Here is an 18,885-nt window from a genome sequence, read left to right as displayed (position 1 = left end):
TGAGGATATGTTTGGATCCATCGGGCCGGCCGAGTTACTTGTGATCTTTCTGGTGGTTTTGTTGATTTTCGGTGCTGATCGGCTGCCTGAATTGGCCAGAGGATTGGGCAAGGGAATACGGGAATTCAGGCGAGCGGCTGACGAAGTAAAAAATGAACTTATCGGGCCGGAAGGCGACGTCCTTTCTGATCTGAAACGTGAGCTTGAAGAGGAAGCGGATTCTGCGAAACACATCATTGAAAATGAGTATCCGGAGAATGTCCGGGGTGAAACGAAGGCAGAAACAGAAACACAAGAACGGCTCGAAAAAAAGAGCAACCATCACGAGGAGCATTCCTCTGTTTCAGGAGAGGAAAGCGGCCCCTCGAAACTTGCAGGGTAAATTGGGAGGTGTAACATGGGTACAATTGGACCCACAGAATGGCTGATTATTTTTTTAATTGTACTGCTTATTTTTGGCGGTTCTAAAATACCGGGGCTTGCAAAGGGTCTGGGACAAGGACTTCGCGAATTCAAAAAAGCGGTCCGCGGCGAGGATGAAGATGTCCCGCATAAAGAGGTTCCGGAAGACAAAAAATAGCAGCCGTTTTTTCAGGCATTCTAATAAATTTGAAGTGAGGATGGTGTGATTGTAGAGTCTGATTATTCTGATCTCCGAAAGAAAATAGTGTCCGGCGATATTTCACTGGTTGAAGCAACAAAAGCCTTTTTGGATAATATAGCCTCAAAAAAGGATTTAAACGCGTTTATTTCCGTGTGGTCTGAAGAGGCCGTTTCGCGGGCGAAGTCCGTTCAGAAAAGAATCGAGAATGGAACCGCCGGCAAACTGGCCGGAATGGTGATGGCCATTAAGGACAATTTGAATGTAAAGGGTCAGGCCACAACCTGCGGTTCGCACATTCTGGAGAATTTTGTTTCGCCTTACAGCGCAACGGTGGTTCAGAAATTACTTGATGAAGATGCCATTCTCATCGGTAAAACGAACATGGACGAATTTGCCATGGGATCCTCCAACGAAACATCCTATTTCGGCCCCGTGCGGAATCCTCACGATCCCGAAAGAATTCCCGGCGGTTCTTCCGGAGGGTCCGCCACAGCCGTAGCGGCTAATCTGGCTATGGCGGCACTGGGTTCGGATACCGGTGGCTCCATCCGGCAGCCGGCGGCATTGTGCGGTGTGGTGGGTCTTAAGCCCACCTACGGGCGCGTGTCCCGGTTTGGACTGGTCGCATTTGCGTCTTCTCTGGACCAAATTGGCCCGATTTCAAAAAGCGTACGGGATTCTGCCCTTTTATTGAATGTGATTTCGGGCTACGATTCCAGCGATTCCACCTCCGTGAATCGGCCGGTTCCTGATTATACAAAAGGTCTTGAAAAAGGTGCGGGCGGATTGAAAATTGGCTACCCCCGGGAGTATTTTGGTGAGGGGCTGGATCCGGCGGTTCGGACGACGGTGGAGGAGAGTTTACGCATCCTGGAAAAAGAGGGGGCCGTGGTTGAGGAAATGTCACTGCCCCACACAGAATATGCGGTGGCCACCTACTACATTCTGGCAACGGCAGAAGCCTCGTCCAACCTGGCCCGTTACGATGGGGCCCGGTACGGTTACCGGAGCCGGGATATCGCCAATCTGGAAGAAATGTATACCCAATCGCGAAGCGAGGGATTTGGTGATGAGGTGAAACGGCGCATTATGCTGGGAACCTACGTGCTTTCCGCGGGTTACTACGAGGCCTATTACCGGAGAGCGCAGAAGGTTCGGACGTTGATTAAACAAGACTTTGAAAAGGCTTTTGAAAAATACGATGTGATTCTCACGCCTACCTCACCGACAACCGCTTTTAAACTGGGCGAAAAAATGGATGATCCGCTGCAAATGTATTTGTCGGATATTTACACCATTTCAGCCAATCTGGCGGGGATTCCGGGACTTTCTCTCCCCTGTGGAAAAGATGAAAAGGGGTTACCCATTGGCGTTCAAATTTTGGGAAAGGCCTTTGATGAGGCTATGGTGCTTCGTGTGGGACAGGTGCTTGAAACGGCCCTGTCATAAAATTAGCCGGGGAAAATCGAATCTGATTTATCGTGCCACGTACTGAAAAGGGCGTGGCACATTTTATATGTGAGGAAAAATGGTTCCCATTTCGAAGGAAAAAATCGTTCGCTTGTTTGATCGTTTTCGTGAGAAGAAAATCCTTGTCCTTGGCGATGTCATGCTCGATCGGTATCTCTGGGGTGTGGTTCGCAGAATTTCTCCGGAAGCGCCGGTTCCCGTGGTGGAAATCGAACGGGAATTTGCCCGTCTGGGGGGTGCTGCAAATGTGGGGAACAATATTAAATCGCTGGGGGGAGTCCCCTATCTGGTTGGCGTTATCGGAGAAGACCGGTCGGGGGAAGAAATTCTTTCCATTCTGTCCGAGAACAAATTACCGGTTGAGGGTATTGTCCGGGATCCTGAACGTCCGACTACGGTGAAAACCCGGGTCATTGCTCATGGTCAACACGTGGTCCGGACGGACCGGGAAAGCCGCAAGCCCATTACTGGCCAGGTCTTGGAGCATCTCAAACAAACCCTGCTCAAACTCATCCCCCGTGTCGATGCGATCATTATTGAAGATTACAACAAAGGACTGATTGTTGAAGAGCTCATCTTGTTTGCGATTCAGACGGCCAAACAATTTCAAAAGCCGGTTATGGTTGATCCCAAATTCGACAACTTTTTTACCTATCGAGATGTGGCCGTTTTTAAACCCAATCGGAAAGAAGCCGAAGAAGCTTTGGGAATGCGCTTGAATACGCGGCAGCAGATTGAAAAAGCCGGGCATCTCCTGTTCGAAAAACTAAATCCGGATTGTCTGATGATTACCCTTGGAGAAGAAGGGATGGCTGTTTTTGAGGCTTCTGATCGCGTGTCCTATGTGCCGACGCGCGCCCGTAAGGTGCGGGATGTTTCCGGAGCAGGGGATACGGTCATCAGTACATTGACAATGGCCCTGGTATCGGGCGCCAGCTTTCCGGAGGCGGCTTCATTGGCCAACCGTGCCGCAGGTCTGGTGTGCGAAGAAGTGGGAATTGTTCCCATCGATCGCGAACGGCTCCTTGAGACGTATTTGGTTAGGGGGCCCGAACATGGGTAAAATCGTTTTGTTGGATGAACTTTTGTCTCTGCGTGAACGTTTGCGGGAGAGCGGTAAAACCCTGGTTTTTACCAACGGCATTTTTGATCTGGTTCACCGGGGACACCTTGAATTGTTGAACAAGGCGAAGACCCTGGGAGATGTGCTGGTTGTGGGAATTAATTCGGATGCGTCGGCCCGGCGAAATAAGGGCCCCAAACGGCCCATTATCCCGGAAGAAGATCGGGCCTTTATGTTAGCTAATTTGTCCCCCGTGGATTACGTGATTATTTTTGAAGAGGACACACCCTACGAGCTCATTGGCCGGTTAAAGCCGGACGTTCTTGCGAAAGGCGCAGACTATTCCGTGGAGCAGATTGTGGGATATGATATTGTTCTGGGATATGGCGGCAAAGTGGTGCCAATTCCTCTGGTGCATGGAAAATCATCCACGAAAATTATTAATCAAATTCTTGAGAAATATCTGGAATCGGGGGAGTAAGAAATCTGCTTAACCCGTGAAATATTTACCTGTTAGCAAATGCCCGAAAAGGGATGAAATTTTGGTTTTGTTCCAAATATATCTTGACATTTAGGATAAAATTCATTATAATTAGGTTTAAATCTATTTTCTTTAGAAAGGCTTTATTTCCATGAAGCGAATTGGTGTCCTCACCAGCGGCGGTGATTGTTCAGGTATGAATGCGGCCATCCGGTCAGTTGTTCGGACCGCTCTGTCAAAAAAAATAGAGGTTGTCGGAATCCGCCAGGGGTTTATCGGTCTTTTGGATAAGCTGTTTGAACCGATGGATTCGCGCTCAGTCAGTGGAATTATCCAAAGAGCCGGCACCATTCTGCAAACGGCGCGCTGCGAAGAATTCAAATATGATCGGGGACAGGAACAGGCGATTGAAAATCTTCAAGAAGCCGGAATTGAGGGATTGGTTGTCATCGGTGGAAACGGCTCCATGGCGGGGGCCCTTGCGCTTCACACTAAGGGTATCCCCGTAATTGGCATTCCCGGAAGCATCGATAATGATCTTTATGGAACGGACACCAGCGTTGGAACCGATACGGCTTTGAACACGATTGTTTCCCTTATCGATATTATTCGGGATACCGCATCCTCTCACGATCGCGCCTTTATCATTGAGGTGATGGGAAGGGACTCCGGCTATTTGGCTCTGGTTTCTGCCATTGCCAGCGGGGCAGAAGCGGCCATCATTCCCGAAATTCCGTTTGATCTGGATGCCATTGCCGGGCATCTGTTTGACCGATACAAAGCGGGCAAAACGAACAGCATTGTGATTGTGGCTGAAGGGGCTTCCAGTGCATATACCATCGAACGAAAATTGAAGAATAAAATCGGATATGAAACCCGAATTTCGGTTCTGGGACATATTCAGCGGGGAGGGGTAACAACCGTTTTCGACCGCTTGCTGGCCAGTAAGTTCGGGCAAAATGCCATCGATGCCCTGCTTGACGGACAATCAGGCAAAATGGCCGCTCTGCAAAACGGCCAGTACACCTTTGTATCCCTTAATGATGTTGTTTTGAAGAAAAAGAAAATTAATCAGCGGTTATTGGATTTGGCAGCGGATTTAAGCAGTTGAGGAATCACATGCAATGAGGAGGATTTGAAATGGCAATAAAAGTTGGAATTAATGGGTTTGGACGAATCGGACGGTTGGTTTTTCGTGCGGGTTTTGATGATCCAAACATTGAATTTGTCGCCGTAAACGATATTACCAATTCGGCAACACTGGCGCACTTATTGAAATATGATACCAACCACGGTATCTACGAAAAAGACGTTGAAGCAACGGATGATGCAATTGTTGTGGACGGGAAAAAGGTGCTTTCTTTTGCGGAAAGAGATCCGGCCAAATTGCCCTGGAAGGAATTGGGTGTGGACGTTGTAATCGAATCCACGGGGCTGTTTCGCAAAAGAGATCAGGCCGCGTTGCATCTGGATGCCGGTGCCAGAAAAGTCATCATTTCTGCCCCTGCAACGGGACCCGACATCACCATTGTGATGGGCGTCAATCACCAGAAATATGATCCGGATAAACATCACATCATTTCCAATGCATCTTGCACAACCAACTGCTACGCCCCCGTGACAAAGGTCATCATGGAAAAATTCGGCATTGTGAAGGGTTTAATGACCACCATTCATGCCTACACAAATGACCAGCGGATTCTGGATTTGCCGCATAAAGATTTGCGGCGGGCGCGCGCGGCGGCCGTTTCTATGATTCCCACCACAACCGGTGCAGCAAAAGCCGTGGGGGAGGTTCTTCCTGAATTAAAGGGAAAACTCAATGCCATCTCCATCCGCGTTCCGGTTCCAAATGTGGCCCTGGTTGATGCCGTTTACGAGGTGAAAAAGACCGTGACGGCGGAAGAAGTAAATGCTGCCCTCAAAGAAGCAGCCGAAAATGAATTAAAGGGTATCCTGGCGTATGAAGAAACCCCTCTGGTTTCTCACGATTACAACCACACCAGTGTGTCATCCACGGTCGATGCCCTGTCAACCATGGTTATCGAAGGAAATATGCTGAAGGTTTTGGCCTGGTACGATAATGAGTGGGGATTTTCGAACCGGGTGGTTGATCTCATTCGTCTGATCGGAAAATAAATCTTAATCCGATGGGAGAAAATCATGAATAAAATGTCCATTCGTGATGTGGATTTAAAAGATAAACGGGTTCTGATGCGGGTTGATTTTAATGTGCCTCTGGATGACCAGGGGCACATTACAAATGATACCCGAATTCAAAAGGCCCTGCCAACAATTCGGTATGCTCTGGAACGCGGGGCAAAACTCATTCTGATGTCACATTTGGGGCGGCCCAAGGGAAAGGTGATTCCTTCGATGAGCCTTCAACCGGTTGCCGATCATCTGAGTCATTTGTTAAATAAACCGGTTCGGTTTGTAAACGATTGTATCGGGGAAACGGTTGAACGAGCCGTTGCTTCCCTTAAACCGGGAGAAATCATTCTTTTGGAAAACCTCCGTTTTCACGCGGAAGAGGAGAAAAATGATCCCGAATTCGCCAAAAAATTGGCGGCTCTGGGTGATGTGTACGTCAATGATGCGTTTGGAACGGCGCATCGGGCACACGCTTCAACCGAAGGGGTGACCCATTTTATTTCTCCCTGTGTAGCGGGATTTTTGATGGAAAAGGAAATTGAATATCTGGCCAAAGCCATTGAAGCGCCGGTACGGCCCTTTGTGGCAATTATCGGCGGGGCAAAAATTTCCGGCAAAATCGATGTAATCCAAAATTTGCTCAATAAGGTTGACGCCCTGCTGATCGGGGGCGGAATGGCCTTTACTTTTTACAAGGCCCAGGGATTGGAGATCGGAAAATCCATCCTGGAAGCCGACAAACTGGAATTGGCGAAGGAAATTCTCTCTGACGTCCGCTCAAGAAAACTCAATTTTTTGTTGCCGGTAGATGTTGTTGTTGCCGACAAGATTGATCCTGCTGCGCAGACGAAGATCGTGCCGGTTGACAACATTCCCTCCGATATGGCAGGGGTTGACATCGGCCCGGAAACAATCGCCCAATTTGAAGAGAAAATTGTCTCTGCCAAAACCGTGGTCTGGAACGGGCCGATGGGCATCTTTGAAATTGACGCCTTTGCGAAGGGAACGGATGCCGTTGCGGAAGCACTGGCAAAGGCCACCGAGAGAGGAGCCGTTACCATTGTGGGGGGCGGAGACTCGGTTGCAGCCGTAAGCAAAGCCGGATTGGAAGAGAAAATCACGCACATTTCTACAGGCGGCGGAGCATCATTGGAGCTTTTAAGCGGGTACAAACTGCCCGGACTTGAAGCATTAACGGATAAGGAATAAATTGAATATGCGAAAAAAGATAGTGGCCGGTAACTGGAAGATGAACCTTACGCTGCAGGAGGGGCTTGCGCTGGTCAGCGCACTCAAATCCAGTCTCTCCGATATTCAAAAATCAGACGTGGTGGTTTGCCCTCCCTTTCCATTTTTGGCGCCTGTTGCCGATATGCTGAAGGGAACACGGATCGGCCTTGGTGCTCAAAATATGTATTTTGAGGAAAAGGGAGCCTATACAGGAGAGGTATCGGCCCCAATGCTCCTGTCCACGGGAACGCGCTATGTCATTATCGGACACTCCGAACGGCGCAAATACTTCGGCGAGACAAGTGAAATCGTCAATAAAAAGGTTAAAAAGGCCATTGTATCCAAATTAACACCGATCATGTGTGTGGGGGAAACCCTGGAACAGCGGGAAAAGGGTGAAACGGAATCGATTATTACCTCGCAGGTCATTGAGGGCTTATTTGAATTGCTGGCAGCCGATGTAAAAAAAATGATTATTGCCTATGAACCCATCTGGGCAATTGGTACCGGACGGACGGCTTCTCCGGAACAGGCGGTTGACGTTCACCGGCTGATCCGTTCGATTGTTGCAAAAAAGTTTGGTTCCGAAACAGCCGAACAGGTTCGGATTCAATACGGAGGAAGCGTCAAGCCCGATAATGCGGAATCGCTTCTGGGGCAGCCTGATATTGACGGAGCCCTGGTTGGAGGAGCCAGCTTAAAGGCAGATTCATTTGAAGCCATCGTGCGTGCCGGGGAACTTTTTTCATAGAAAGACGTAATAAAACCAAAAAATGGAAGGATAACGAGTGATCGCTGTTATTATTGCATTTCACGTGATTTTGTCTATTTTGCTGATGGTCGTTATTTTGCTTCAGTCCAGCAAAGGGGGCGGTTTGTCGGGTGCCTTTGGTGGAGCGGGCGCTGGAATGGGTACCGTTTTTGGAGGGCGCGGTGCCGCAACCTTCTTGTCAAAAGCAACCGTTGTTTTGGCAACCCTGTTTTTCTTAAGCAATATCACACAAGGCCTCATTATTAAGCAACAACCGACTCGCAAGAGTCTGGTGCGGAAGGAAATGGAAAAAGAGGGTAAGGTCAAACAGTCTGCGGCCGATTTACTGCCTCCAATCGAGGGGGAGAAGAAACCTGCTGCAACACCCGCGCAGCCAAATCAGGGCCAAACAACAAATCCAAATGCCGTTGGTTCGAGCACGGCCAAGAAAAATCCCCAAAAGTAAGTTTGGATTGTTTGCAGGGAATAAAGATTTTGTGCCGAAGTGGTGGAACTGGTAGACACGCTACTTTGAGGGGGTAGTGCCCAGAATGGGCGTAGGGGTTCGAGTCCCCTCTTCGGCACTACTTTTTTTAAGATTTGAAAAAAAAAGTTCATTAAGGAGGCGGATCACATGAAGGGTAGAATTCAAGTAGTCATCATCATCCTGCTGGGAATTTTTGTTCTTTCTCAACTTGGAACACAGGCCGTTTTTGCACAGGAAAATCAGGCAAAACAGCTTCAGGAACTTCAAAAGAAAATAAGTGTTGTTCGGCAAAAAATGGATGAGGCATCCAAAGCCAAGAAATTGGATGAATATAATAAGTATAAAAAACAATATGATAGTCTTATTGCCGAATCGAAAAAAATTATCGCGTCTTCAAAGGAATTAATGAGACGCGAAAAAGCCAAAGCGAATGCATTTAACACGGCCAATAAGTATCTCAAATTAGGGCAATACCAACAAGCAATTAACGGATATCAAAAGGCATTATCGATTGATAGCACGTTCGCAAATGCCTATTTTGGAATGGGGCTGGCCTATAAAAAAATGAGAAAATACGCCGAAGCCGAAAAATATTACGAAAAAGCCTTGCACTTTAATCCCAACAATGCCAATTATTATTTTGCTTTGGGAACGCTCTATCGGGATGAACGAAAATATGACAAGGCGTTGGAAACCTATGAAACGGCCGTTACGAATAATCCGAATAATTACAAAGCCTACTATGAGATGGGGGTGATTTACAGTAAAAAGAAGGACTACAAAAAAGCAATTGAATCTTTTCAGAAGGCCATTAACGCAAATCCAAAATATGCAAAGGCTTATGTTGCTCTGGGTGTTTCTTATACAAACCTGGGAAAAACGAAAGAAGCCATCCAGGCCTATGAAAATGCGGTCAGCTTTAATCAACGAGACTATCGGGCCTTTTACCGGCTGGCAAAAGCCTACAACGATTTAAAGGAATACAAAAAAGGACTGCACGCGGCCAAAAAGTCAATTGCTTTAAGACGATCATTTGCTCCGGCACACGTAGAGGCTGCCCGGGCCCTGGAAAATCTGGGTCGATACAATGAGGCGATAAAGGAATACAAAATTGCCGCTCACGATGTTCGATGGAGAAAGTTTGCAAATTATCAGATTGATGAGATTAAACGCAAGCTCAAAAAACGCAGCTAATCCCCTGAAATAAATCTGTAGCCCACTGAACATTGTCAGTGGGCTTTTTTATTCTCTTTGGCGCATTCAAACAAGCAATCCTGAAAATTGCCGCCGGGATTCGCAGTTTACATTTTGCCAAATGCAGAAACGGCAAAAGAATTTTATTTATTGCGATTTGAACTCTCACACAATTAATGCGTAATAGATGCATGTTTAAAGAAAACATTCAGGTAACATGTTAATTTCTATTATATTGAAGCGAATCGCTCATTCTATTGTTCTTCTTCTGGCTGTTCTGACATTTACGTTCTTGATCATCCATCTGGTGCCGGGTTCGCCCGTGGATTATTTAACGGACCCTCGCCTGTCTCCTGAAACCATCGCAACCATTCAAAAGAATATTGGCGCGGATGACTCCCTCCCCATCCAATATGTTCACTGGCTAAAAAATTTTCTGACGGGAGATTTTGGTTATTCTTTTTCCCAGCAGCGACCCGTGACAGATGTTTTAAAAGATGCTATTCCGGCAACACTGGTATTGACCGTATCGGCCTTTTTACTGGAGCTGATGTTGGGGATATTCTTTGGTGTTCTGGCGGCGATCAACTATCACCAAAGGTTAGGGCATTTCATTAATCTTGTGTCTCTGACGCTTTTCGGTATTCCAGAATTCTGGCTCGGTTTAATGGCCATTCTTCTGTTCTCCATAAAATGGCATTTATTCCCTACCGGTCAAACAGCAACTGTGGGAATGCATCATGCCCCGTTTCTCTCCTATTTGCTTGATTTGCTCCACCATTTGGTGTTGCCCGTGCTTGTTCTTGCCTTGGGGTCTGCCGCATACACCACCCGTTTTGTCCGCGGAAATATGCTTGGAATCTTACAAAAGGATTTCATTTCGCAGAGCCGCCTGTTGGGCATTCCATCCCGAAAGATTTTCTTTAAGTACGCTTTGAAAAACACCCTTCTTCCTGTTGTTACACTTATTGGTCTTGGATTTCCATTTTTACTGGGCGGTTCTCTGGTGGTGGAATACCTTTTTTCATGGCCGGGTATGGGCTGGCTCACGTTTCACGCGGTTCTCACCCGGGACTATCCGGTTATTCTCGCTAATACGACGTTGGTTGCCATTCTCGTGATTCTGGGTAATTTATTCTCCGATGTGCTGTATCCACTGGTTGATCCCAGAATACGATACACAGGAAATTATGATCGATGAAACGGCTCCTCAAGAATTGGGAAGTTCGAATTGGAGGTACACTGGTTGGTATCTTTCTACTGGTGACCGTGTTTGCCCCTGTTTTAACGCCCTATCGCCCGAATGAAATCGACATGCGCCCGCAGGTGCAGCTTCAGGCACCTTCCTGGCAGCATCCCATGGGCACCGACCAGTTTGGGCGCGATATCTTGACCCGGGTGTTGTACGGGAGTCGAATTTCTGTAACCATTGCACTGATTGTCGTATTCCTGGCTACCGTTTGGGGAACATTCTATGGAGGGGTGGCAGGATTCTTCGGACACCAAATCGATTTTGTTCTTATGCGCATCGTTGATTTTATGCTGTCCATCCCAATTATTTTTCTGTACATTTTTGTGGCGTCCTTTTGGGGGAATAATTTGGTTTTGCTCATTTTATTGCTGAGCGGAACCAGCTGGATGGGAATCTCCCGCCTGGTTCGGGCAGAGGTGCTTTCGATTAAAAAAGCGCCTTTTGTTGAGGCTGCTTTTTTGCTGAATATCCCCAGATGGAAGATATTTTTTCGGCATGTTTTATTTAATAGCCTGACCCCCGTTCTGGTGGCGGCCACCATGAAAGTGGGTATTATTGTCCTGGTTGAAAGTACTTTGAGTTTTATCGGGCTGGGGGTACAGCCCCCAACACCCAGTTGGGGAAACATGATTGCTGAGGGCAAAGATTTTCTCCTGGACGGCTGGTGGATGTCATTTTTCCCCGGTCTGGCCATTGTCTCCCTTGTGGTCAGTATTAATCTGTTGGGAGATGGACTCCAGAGAATCTTTCATCTGCATGCCCGATAAAACGTCGTGTCAAACTCCCGCTTAAGGCCCAAAAAACATCTTGCTATTTTGATCCTTTTTTGCGTAAATTATTCAATAAAAAAATCCTTTCAACTTTTCTTTCAACTTTAGGGATGATCCAATGAAGAAAGTATCGCGCAGAGATTTTCTGTCACTTAGCAGCCAATTGGGACTGCTTGTTTTTATTCCGCCTGTTTTGCCGTCTCGATCCCGTTATCGTTTGTCTGAACGGCCCTACCAGCCGACACCGGATTTGTTCGTAGCCCGCAATGGGACAGCGGCCGATTTGGTTGACCGGGTCGTGACCGGACTGGGCGGAATGAGCCGGTTTGTTCACAAGGGTGATGTGGTGGTGGTCAAACCCAATATGAGCTGGGATCGAACACCGGCTCAGGGAGCCAATACAAATCCTGAGGTGGTGGCTGAGGTGGTTAAACTTTGTTTCAAAGCGGGTGCCAAAAAGGTGCGCGTTTTTGACCGGACCTGTAACGAGGCCAAGCGGAGCTACGAACACAGCGGGGTAGCCGAGGCGGCCAAAAAGGCGGGAGCAGAGGTTTATTTCCCCTACAAGCGCAACTATGTTTCGGTGAAAATTCCGAATGGGGAACGCCTGCACTCCTGGAAAATCTACAAGGATGTTCTGGATGCTGATGTGCTGATCAACGTTCCCACAGCCAAACACCATAGCCTTTCACAGGTTACGCTTGGGATAAAGAATCTCATGGGCTATTTGGGAAATGACCGCGGGAAAATTCACCGCCATTTTGACCAAAAGATTGTGGATATTGCCTCTGTTCTTCATCCGCAGCTTACCATTCTGGACGCAACCCGATTGCTGCTCCGGAACGGCCCTCAGGGCGGGAATTTAAATGACGTCAAATGGATTCATACCGTTGTTGGCGGGACAGATATGGTCGCCGTGGATGCCTTTGGTGCATCCCTCTTCGGGCTCGATCCGACTAAACTTGGTTTTCTGGTGGATGCTCACAAGAGAGGGTTGGGCGAGATGGATCTTAAAAAAATCACTATCCACCGGGTTTAGAGCAAATCGGAACGGGCGCCCTAAATGAAATTTCTATATAGGATTCGAATTCTTTTTCAGATTCTCTTCTTTCTCTTTTTCCTGTTTCTTTTTTTTCAGGCCGTTTTTCCGTATAAACCGGTCGTGCCTTCTGAATTTTTTCTTCAGTGGAGTCCTCTTACGGCGCTGCTTACATTTCTCTCTTCCCATCGACTCTACGCCGGAATGATTCCGGCCGGGGTTTTGCTTTTTTTAACGATTTTTCTGGGTCGTTTCTTCTGCGGCTGGATTTGCCCGCTGGGAGCTTTAATTGATTTTGCCGATCTTTTTATCAAACGGAAACGAAAACTCCGGCGCGATGCCACGACGTTTCGCTGGCTTAAATTTGGGATTCTGGCGTTGCTTGTGGTTATGGCCCTCTTTTCCGTCCAGTTTGCCTGGTTTTTTGATCCCCTGGCGTTAACCAATCGCACCTTTGCCACAACCCTTTATCCCATGCTGGCGGTTTTAACGGAATCGGTTTTCGGCTGGCTTTGGCCGATTGCCTTCCTTCAACCGGCCCTGATGAGCATTCATGAATTTTTGGAAAGTTGGCTCTTGCCGGTAAACCTTCATTTTGTTGCTCAAGGCATTCCCATTTTTCTTTTCTTTTTAGGGATTCTCCTTTTAAATTTGATCTCCAAACGCTTCTGGTGCCGAAATGTGTGTCCGCTCGGGGCGCTCTTGGGACTCTTTTCCAAATTTCGCATTCTGGAACGAACGGTGGATGAAGAAGGTTGCGTCTCGTGTAAAATTTGTCCGGCGGACTGCCGAATGAATGCCATCGAGGACAATTTTGTGGATTTTTCCAAGGTGGAATGCATTGATTCCCTGGAGTGTGTTTCCACCTGTCCCACTCAGGCCGTCACGTACCGGTTTAATCTCAAAGATCCCAAGCCGTCCAAAATCGATTTTTCGCGACGGCGGTTCTTGCAGTCGCTGGGAAGCGGGGTTCTGGCGGCGGGACTTTTTAAGATTGATCTGGTGAACCGGGACGTCCGGGGAGATCACGTCCGTCCGCCGGGGGCCTTGCCGGAAGACGTTTTTCTGGAACAGTGCATTCGGTGCCAGGCGTGCGTTCGCATTTGTTCCACCACAGGCGGATTGCTGCAGCCGGCCTGGCTGGAAATGGGGCTGGAGGGAATCTGGTCGCCCATTGGCAACCCACGAGAAGGGTACTGTGAGTTTACCTGCAATCTCTGCGGCGAGGTGTGTCCGACCCATGCGATTCAACTACTGGATCTGGCAACCAAACAGAAAACCCGGATCGGAACAGCCTTCTTTGACCACGATCGGTGTATCCCCTGGAATTCGGGTGACAACTGCATGGTGTGCCAGGAACATTGTCCCACACCGGAGAAAGCGATTGTATTTCGGGAAGGCAATTTTGTCACGGCAGAGGGAACGCTCAAGCGGGTCAAATTCCCGTACGTTAAAGAGGATTTGTGCATTGGCTGCGGCATTTGCGTCACGAAATGTCCCGTGGAAGGTACGCCGGGCATTTTCCTCACGGCCGACGGAGCGGAGAGGGAGGAGATTTAGCGAGGGGACAGTCGCTCGCATTTGAAGAGGCGTTGTTTTGGCTCTCGTCCCGGTGCCTTCGACAGGCTCAGGCACCTGGCAGGTGGGTGAGGCTTCTTAGCTACGTTGCGAAGCGAAAACCAGTCGTCGGGTGGCCGGTTGCTGCCTGAGCGGAGCCGAAGACTGGGGGACGTATCGAGACAACCGGGGGAAAAATCCATAATCGGATGGCAAAAATTAACAGGCGCAAACGTTAGCGTTTCACTTAAAAAAGACAGGAGGATGGGTTCGTGGTAAAAATTCGTCTAGTTCCCGTGTTGCTATTTTTGTCCCTAATTGCGGCCTGTGCGTCTCACCCCAAAAAACAAACCTTTCAGCGTCTTCCCTACAACCATCCCGGACTGGTAGTGGATCTCGGAGCCGGGCTCTGGGCACAGCCCCTTCCCATGGATTACGACGGTGACGGGGACATGGACCTGCTGGTCTCCTGCCGGGATAAACCGTACAACGGTATTTATTTCTTCGAAAATAAACAGGGGAATAAAAAATTCCCGGTTTTTGAATCGGAGAAACGATTGGCTGACGGCTTGAGCAACATTCGACCGTCCTTTGTCAAAGGGATGGTTCGACTTCTCCTGCCCGGGGAGGAGCTCGTTGATTACAGGAAAACGCTTTTCTCAAAGCGAAAAAAAATTTACCCCAAATCAAAATTGTTGGATGGAAGGGTACGGGAGAAAGACTGGAAATATGCCGACTACGACGGCGATGGCGATCTGGATTTAATCGTGGGCGAGGGCTTCTGGGGGGATTACGGCTGGGATAACGCCTTCGATGCGCAGGGACGGTGGCGCAACGGCCCGCTGCACGGTTTTGTGTTCTGGATTGAGAACAAAGGCACGGACGCAAAACCCAGATACGGCGATCCACAGCAGATTTTTGCCGGCGGAAAACCCGTCGATGTGTACGGCATGCCGTCTCCCAATCTGGCCGATTTCGATGGCGACGGCGATCTGGACCTGATTTGTGGAGAATTTTTAGACCAGTTTACCTATTTTGAGAACGTGGGTGACCGTCGGCATCCCCGTTACGCAAAAGGACAACTGCTGACCTTTCAGGGGAAGCCGATTCACATGGACCTGGAAATGATTGTCCCCGTGGCGGTCGATTGGGACAAAGACGGGGATGTAGACCTGGTGGTCGGGCAGGAGGACGGGCGCGTGGCGCTCATTGAAAATACAGGAAAGGTGGTGGATGGACAGCCTCAATTCTTGCCGCCCCGGTTTTTTCGGCAGAAAGCCCGCTTTTTAAAATTTGGTGCACTGGCCACCCCCTTCAGCGTTGATTGGGACGGTGACGGTGACGAGGACCTCATCTGCGGCAATACAGCGGGTTACCTGGGGTTTATTGAAAATCTGGACGGTGGCGATCCACCCCGATGGGCGGCACCGCGTTACCTCCGGGCGAATGGGAGCGTCATTCGGATTCGAGCGGGAAAAAATGGTTCCATTCAGGGACCGGCAGAGGCCAAATGGGGGTACACGGTTCCCGTAGTGGCGGATTGGGACGGAGATGGCCTGCCCGACATTGTGGTTAATTCCATCTGGGGAAAAGTGGTCTGGTACCGGAATCGGGGAACCCGACAGAAACCCAAGTTGGAAGCAGCGCGTCCCATCGTGGGTGATTGGACGGGAAAACCGCCCAAACCGGCCTGGAATTGGTGGAATCCCAAAGATCACCATTTGGTAACGCAGTGGCGTACCACCCCGTTTGCCGTCGATTTAAACCACGATGGTCTGGTTGATCTGGTCATGCTGGACACCGAAGGCTACTTAAGCTTTTTCGAACGAACCCGGAAGAACGGAAATTTGGTCTTATTGCCGGGAAAGCGGATTTTTTACCTGAAAGAAGGAGACAAAAAGAAACTCCTGCGCTTGAATGCACGAAAGGCCGGGCACAGCGGGCGCCGTAAATTCACGCTTGTGGATTGGGACCGGGACGGGCGTCTGGATTTACTAATCAACAGCCGCAATGTGGATTTCTACAAAAATGTGGCCGAGAAACCGGGCGAATTTGTGTTTGAAAATCGCGGAACGCTTTCCGATCAGCGCCTGGCCGGGCATTCTACCTGTCCCACCATCGTGGATTGGGACAAAAATGGTGTGCCGGATCTGTTGGTGGGCGCTGAAGATGGGCATTTCTATTATCTGAAAAATCCGAATTGAGTAAAATTACAAGTGCACGAGATAAAAACAAGGCCTCGCAATTGCAAGAGGTGAGGAGTGAATGATGGAACAATCTCCAAGTAGATTGTTGCTAATGGGATTGCTTCGCCGTGCATCTCAGGCGGGTGACGTTAGAAATGTGCCTCAGGCGTGTAATCTCTAAGGAGATCGCCGCGTACGCCTACGGCGTACTCGCGAAGACAGGAAAAGGGAAAATCGGAGTGGTCAGATATTTTATTAATATACCACCTACAAAAATTTCAGTAGAGCCTAAAAAGGTTACAAAGACTGTCATTGCGAACGAGCGAAGCGAGTGAAGCAATCTCCTTACAGACTGCTACCGATGGAGTGGTTTTGTTTCGTTGTTCCGCTTGTAATTTTTTGGTTTGGAGGATCGATTTAGATCGACAAAAAATCTGTGAATTTGTGGAAAAAAATACGGGAAAGAGGTTTCCATGGAAAGAAAAAGTACATCAGTTTTGGGTCTTATCTTCATCATCGTTTGTTTTGTCGGATCCCTCTTGGCTGCCTCCAATCCGGAAACGGAAATTCACTATCTTTCCGGTCGCGGGAGTGACGATACCGTCCTTTGGCAATTCAAAGTGACGGGAGGCCGCCAGGCAAACGAATGGACCACCATTCCGGTTCCGTCCAACTGGGAGCTGCAGGGCTTTGGCGCCTACAACTACGGTCACGATCACCCAAAATCCCGTGAGAAAGGATTTTACCGAACCTATTTTACGGTGTCGGCGCAATGGAAGCAAAAGCGAATTTTCATTGTGTTTGAAGGAGTTATGACGGACACCGAGGTGCGTATCAACGGACAATTGGCCGGGCCCGTTCACCGGGGGGGATTTTACCGATTCCGCTACGAAATTACCCCTTGGGTTCACTTTGATCGGAAAAACTTTCTGCAGGTTTTGGTTAGCAAGGTGTCTGCCGATTCCACGGTTGAACTGGCGGAGCGCCGCGCTGATTACTGGGTGTTTGGAGGCATCTACCGACCGGTGTATCTGGAGGCTGTACCGCAAGCCTTCATTGACTGGACGGCCATTGACGCCCGCGCCGATGGACTGTTTCGCGCCCGGGTAACGCTGAACGGAGCCGCACCACACGACCGCGTCACGGCACTGATCTTCCGTATGGACGGGTCCCCTCTGGGAAAATCCTTTGCGACGTTCCTCGGGACAGGGAAGACGTCCGTTCTGTTGGAAACACAGGTCACCGGGCAAAAAAACTGGACCGCTGAAACACCTCATCTTTACTGGGTGGAGTTTCGCTTGCAGCGCGGAAAAACAGTGCTTCACACCGTCCGGAAGCGGTTTGGATTTCGCACTTTCACCGTGCGCCCGGGGAAAGGACTCTTTCTCAACGGGAAGCGCATCGTGTTGAAGGGATGCAGCCGCCACAGTTTTTGGCCGACCACTGGGCGGGCCTTGAATCGCAATCGGTGCCGCAAGGACATTTTGACAATCAAACAGATGAACATGAATGCCGTACGCATGTCTCATTACCCCCCGGACAGCTATTTTTTGGATCAGTGTGACGAACTGGGCCTGTACGTTCTGGACGAATTGGGTGGGTGGCAGCGGCCCCCGTACGCAACAGCGGTCGGGAAAAAACTGCTGGCAGAAATGCTCAAACGGGATGTCAATCATCCCAGCATTCTTTTCTGGGACAATGGAAATGAAGGCGGGTGGAATCCCAATCTGGATGGTGAGTTTGCCCGGTACGACTTGCAGCATCGGACGGTTTTACACCCGGGGGCGCTGTTTAACCGGGTGGATGCCCATCATTACCCGAGCTATGCCCGGTTACAGAAGGAACTGAAGGATTCCACGCTGGTGCTGCCGACGGAAATTCTGCACGGTTTGTACGATGGAGGACTTGGGGCCGGACTGGACGATTACTGGAAACTTTTGTATCCCCATCCCCATTTTGGGGGGATGTTCCTCTGGGTGTTTGCGGACGAAGGGGTGGTGCGCACGGACAAGAATTGTTTCATTGATACGGACGGTAACCACGCGCCGGACGGGATTTTGGGACCGTTCCACGAAAAAGAGGCCAGTTTTTACACGATCCGGGAAATCTGGAGTCCCGTTTTCATCGAAACGGCAAACCCCTTGCCGAGCGATTTTACCGGCGATCTCCCGGTTGAAAATCGTTTTGATTTTACGAATCTCAATCGATGCCGATTCGAGTGGGAATTGCTGCGCTTTTTCGATCCGCCTGACCAGAGTGCCGGGCACCTTGTGCTGGCCTCCGGGAGTTTCAGCGGGCCCGACCTCCCGCCGCACGAAAAAGGCAGGGTGCACATTCCCCTGCCGGCTCATTGGCGTCAGGCTGATGGACTGCTGCTCCGGGCGTTTGATGCCAACAGTCGCCTGCTGAACACCTGGTCCTGGAAATGGACACCTGCTGCTAAGGTGGTGGCCCGCGTTTTTCATACGGGCGGACAAATGCCTCATGTAAGAAAAGAAGGCCGATTCTTAAAGGTGGTAACGCCGACCGTTACGTTCTACTTCGATGCCCAAACCAGTCTGCTGGCAAACGTTCAGCAAGGGGGCCATACCATTCCCTTCTCAAACGGCCCCCGATTTGTGGCGTCCGGAAGTCGGGATTCGGTTGT

17 protein-coding genes and 1 tRNA gene are annotated in these 18,885 nt (G+C 49.3%); all 18 read left to right on the top strand.

Features of this window, described 5'->3' with window-relative positions:
* Nucleotides 1–7 precede the first annotated feature (7 nt).
* Nucleotides 8–382 (top strand): twin-arginine translocase TatA/TatE family subunit, encoded by a 375-nt coding sequence (locus GXO76_13580; protein ID NOY78888.1) that lies wholly within the window; start codon nt 8–10, stop codon nt 380–382.
* Nucleotides 383–397: 15 nt separating this feature from the next.
* On the top strand, nt 398–580 hold the full coding sequence (tatA, locus tag GXO76_13575) for a twin-arginine translocase TatA/TatE family subunit (GenBank protein NOY78887.1): 183 nt from the start codon (nt 398–400) through the stop codon (nt 578–580).
* Between the two features lie 45 nt (nt 581–625).
* Nucleotides 626–2,053: an Asp-tRNA(Asn)/Glu-tRNA(Gln) amidotransferase subunit GatA gene (gene gatA, locus GXO76_13570; protein NOY78886.1), complete on the top strand. Its 1,428-nt coding sequence runs from the start codon at nt 626–628 to the stop codon at nt 2,051–2,053.
* A gap of 79 nt (nt 2,054–2,132) precedes the next feature.
* Entirely contained in the window at nt 2,133–3,137 is a 1,005-nt protein-coding gene (rfaE1, locus tag GXO76_13565) for a D-glycero-beta-D-manno-heptose-7-phosphate kinase (protein NOY78885.1), read from the top strand.
* Nucleotides 3,130–3,618 (top strand): D-glycero-beta-D-manno-heptose 1-phosphate adenylyltransferase, encoded by a 489-nt coding sequence (rfaE2, locus tag GXO76_13560; GenBank protein NOY78884.1) that lies wholly within the window; start codon nt 3,130–3,132, stop codon nt 3,616–3,618. Before rfaE1 ends, rfaE2 begins: the two co-directional genes overlap by 8 nt.
* 151 nt (nt 3,619–3,769) lie before the next feature.
* A complete protein-coding gene (pfkA, locus tag GXO76_13555; protein ID NOY78883.1) occupies nt 3,770–4,729 on the top strand; it encodes a 6-phosphofructokinase in 960 nt (319 codons plus the stop codon).
* Between the two features lie 29 nt (nt 4,730–4,758).
* On the top strand, nt 4,759–5,757 hold the full coding sequence (gene gap, locus GXO76_13550) for a type I glyceraldehyde-3-phosphate dehydrogenase (protein NOY78882.1): 999 nt from the start codon (nt 4,759–4,761) through the stop codon (nt 5,755–5,757).
* Nucleotides 5,758–5,781: 24 nt separating this feature from the next.
* On the top strand, nt 5,782–6,981 hold the full coding sequence (locus GXO76_13545; protein NOY78881.1) for a phosphoglycerate kinase: 1,200 nt from the start codon (nt 5,782–5,784) through the stop codon (nt 6,979–6,981).
* Between the two features lie 7 nt (nt 6,982–6,988).
* A complete protein-coding gene (locus tag GXO76_13540) occupies nt 6,989–7,753 on the top strand; it encodes a triose-phosphate isomerase (protein NOY78880.1) in 765 nt (254 codons plus the stop codon).
* A 37-nt stretch (nt 7,754–7,790) separates the two neighbouring features.
* Nucleotides 7,791–8,219 (top strand): preprotein translocase subunit SecG, encoded by a 429-nt coding sequence (secG, locus tag GXO76_13535; protein NOY78879.1) that lies wholly within the window; start codon nt 7,791–7,793, stop codon nt 8,217–8,219.
* Between the two features lie 33 nt (nt 8,220–8,252).
* Nucleotides 8,253–8,337 (top strand) — tRNA-Leu (locus tag GXO76_13530).
* Nucleotides 8,338–8,387: 50 nt separating this feature from the next.
* Nucleotides 8,388–9,434: a tetratricopeptide repeat protein gene (locus GXO76_13525; GenBank protein ID NOY78878.1), complete on the top strand. Its 1,047-nt coding sequence runs from the start codon at nt 8,388–8,390 to the stop codon at nt 9,432–9,434.
* A 217-nt stretch (nt 9,435–9,651) separates the two neighbouring features.
* Complete coding sequence (locus GXO76_13520; GenBank protein ID NOY78877.1) at nt 9,652–10,635, top strand: ABC transporter permease; 984 nt, start codon at nt 9,652–9,654, stop codon at nt 10,633–10,635.
* The gene (locus GXO76_13515) at nt 10,632–11,453 is read left to right on the top strand and encodes an ABC transporter permease (GenBank protein ID NOY78876.1); all 822 of its coding nucleotides are present in this window, start codon (nt 10,632–10,634) and stop codon (nt 11,451–11,453) included. The genes GXO76_13520 and GXO76_13515 overlap by 4 nt, the downstream gene beginning before the upstream one ends.
* 121 nt (nt 11,454–11,574) lie before the next feature.
* Nucleotides 11,575–12,495, top strand: coding sequence for a DUF362 domain-containing protein (locus GXO76_13510; GenBank protein ID NOY78875.1), 921 nt, complete (start codon nt 11,575–11,577; stop codon nt 12,493–12,495).
* A 24-nt stretch (nt 12,496–12,519) separates the two neighbouring features.
* Entirely contained in the window at nt 12,520–14,055 is a 1,536-nt protein-coding gene (locus GXO76_13505) for a 4Fe-4S binding protein (GenBank protein ID NOY78874.1), read from the top strand.
* A gap of 425 nt (nt 14,056–14,480) precedes the next feature.
* A complete protein-coding gene (locus GXO76_13500; GenBank protein NOY78873.1) occupies nt 14,481–16,256 on the top strand; it encodes a VCBS repeat-containing protein in 1,776 nt (591 codons plus the stop codon).
* Between the two features lie 455 nt (nt 16,257–16,711).
* Nucleotides 16,712–18,885, top strand: a 2,174-nt coding sequence (locus tag GXO76_13495; protein NOY78872.1) for a glycoside hydrolase family 2, incomplete at its 3' end; no start/stop codon positions are given.

This window comes from Calditrichota bacterium (assembly GCA_013151735.1).
Classification (GTDB): domain Bacteria; phylum Zhuqueibacterota; class JdFR-76; order JdFR-76; family BMS3Abin05; genus BMS3Abin05.
Note: the sequence above shows the minus strand (reverse complement) of the source record. Positions and strands in the feature narration are given on the sequence as shown.

Excerpts from the sequence above, each read along its gene's own strand:
- tatA (NOY78887.1), top strand. The coding sequence starts at position 398 with ATGGGTACAATTGGACCCACAGAATGGCTGATTATTTTTTTAATTGTA.
- pfkA (NOY78883.1), top strand. The coding sequence starts at position 3,770 with ATGAAGCGAATTGGTGTCCTCACCAGCGGCGGTGATTGTTCAGGTATG.
- gap (NOY78882.1), top strand. The coding sequence starts at position 4,759 with ATGGCAATAAAAGTTGGAATTAATGGGTTTGGACGAATCGGACGGTTG.
- rfaE1 (NOY78885.1), top strand. The coding sequence starts at position 2,133 with ATGGTTCCCATTTCGAAGGAAAAAATCGTTCGCTTGTTTGATCGTTTT.
- GXO76_13545 (NOY78881.1), top strand. The coding sequence starts at position 5,782 with ATGAATAAAATGTCCATTCGTGATGTGGATTTAAAAGATAAACGGGTT.
- GXO76_13525 (NOY78878.1), top strand. The coding sequence starts at position 8,388 with ATGAAGGGTAGAATTCAAGTAGTCATCATCATCCTGCTGGGAATTTTT.
- GXO76_13515 (NOY78876.1), top strand. The coding sequence starts at position 10,632 with ATGAAACGGCTCCTCAAGAATTGGGAAGTTCGAATTGGAGGTACACTG.
- rfaE2 (NOY78884.1), top strand. The coding sequence starts at position 3,130 with ATGGGTAAAATCGTTTTGTTGGATGAACTTTTGTCTCTGCGTGAACGT.
- GXO76_13580 (NOY78888.1), top strand. The coding sequence starts at position 8 with ATGTTTGGATCCATCGGGCCGGCCGAGTTACTTGTGATCTTTCTGGTG.
- GXO76_13520 (NOY78877.1), top strand. The coding sequence starts at position 9,652 with ATGTTAATTTCTATTATATTGAAGCGAATCGCTCATTCTATTGTTCTT.
- GXO76_13505 (NOY78874.1), top strand. The coding sequence starts at position 12,520 with ATGAAATTTCTATATAGGATTCGAATTCTTTTTCAGATTCTCTTCTTT.
- GXO76_13510 (NOY78875.1), top strand. The coding sequence starts at position 11,575 with ATGAAGAAAGTATCGCGCAGAGATTTTCTGTCACTTAGCAGCCAATTG.
- GXO76_13500 (NOY78873.1), top strand. The coding sequence starts at position 14,481 with ATGGATTACGACGGTGACGGGGACATGGACCTGCTGGTCTCCTGCCGG.
- GXO76_13540 (NOY78880.1), top strand. The coding sequence starts at position 6,989 with ATGCGAAAAAAGATAGTGGCCGGTAACTGGAAGATGAACCTTACGCTG.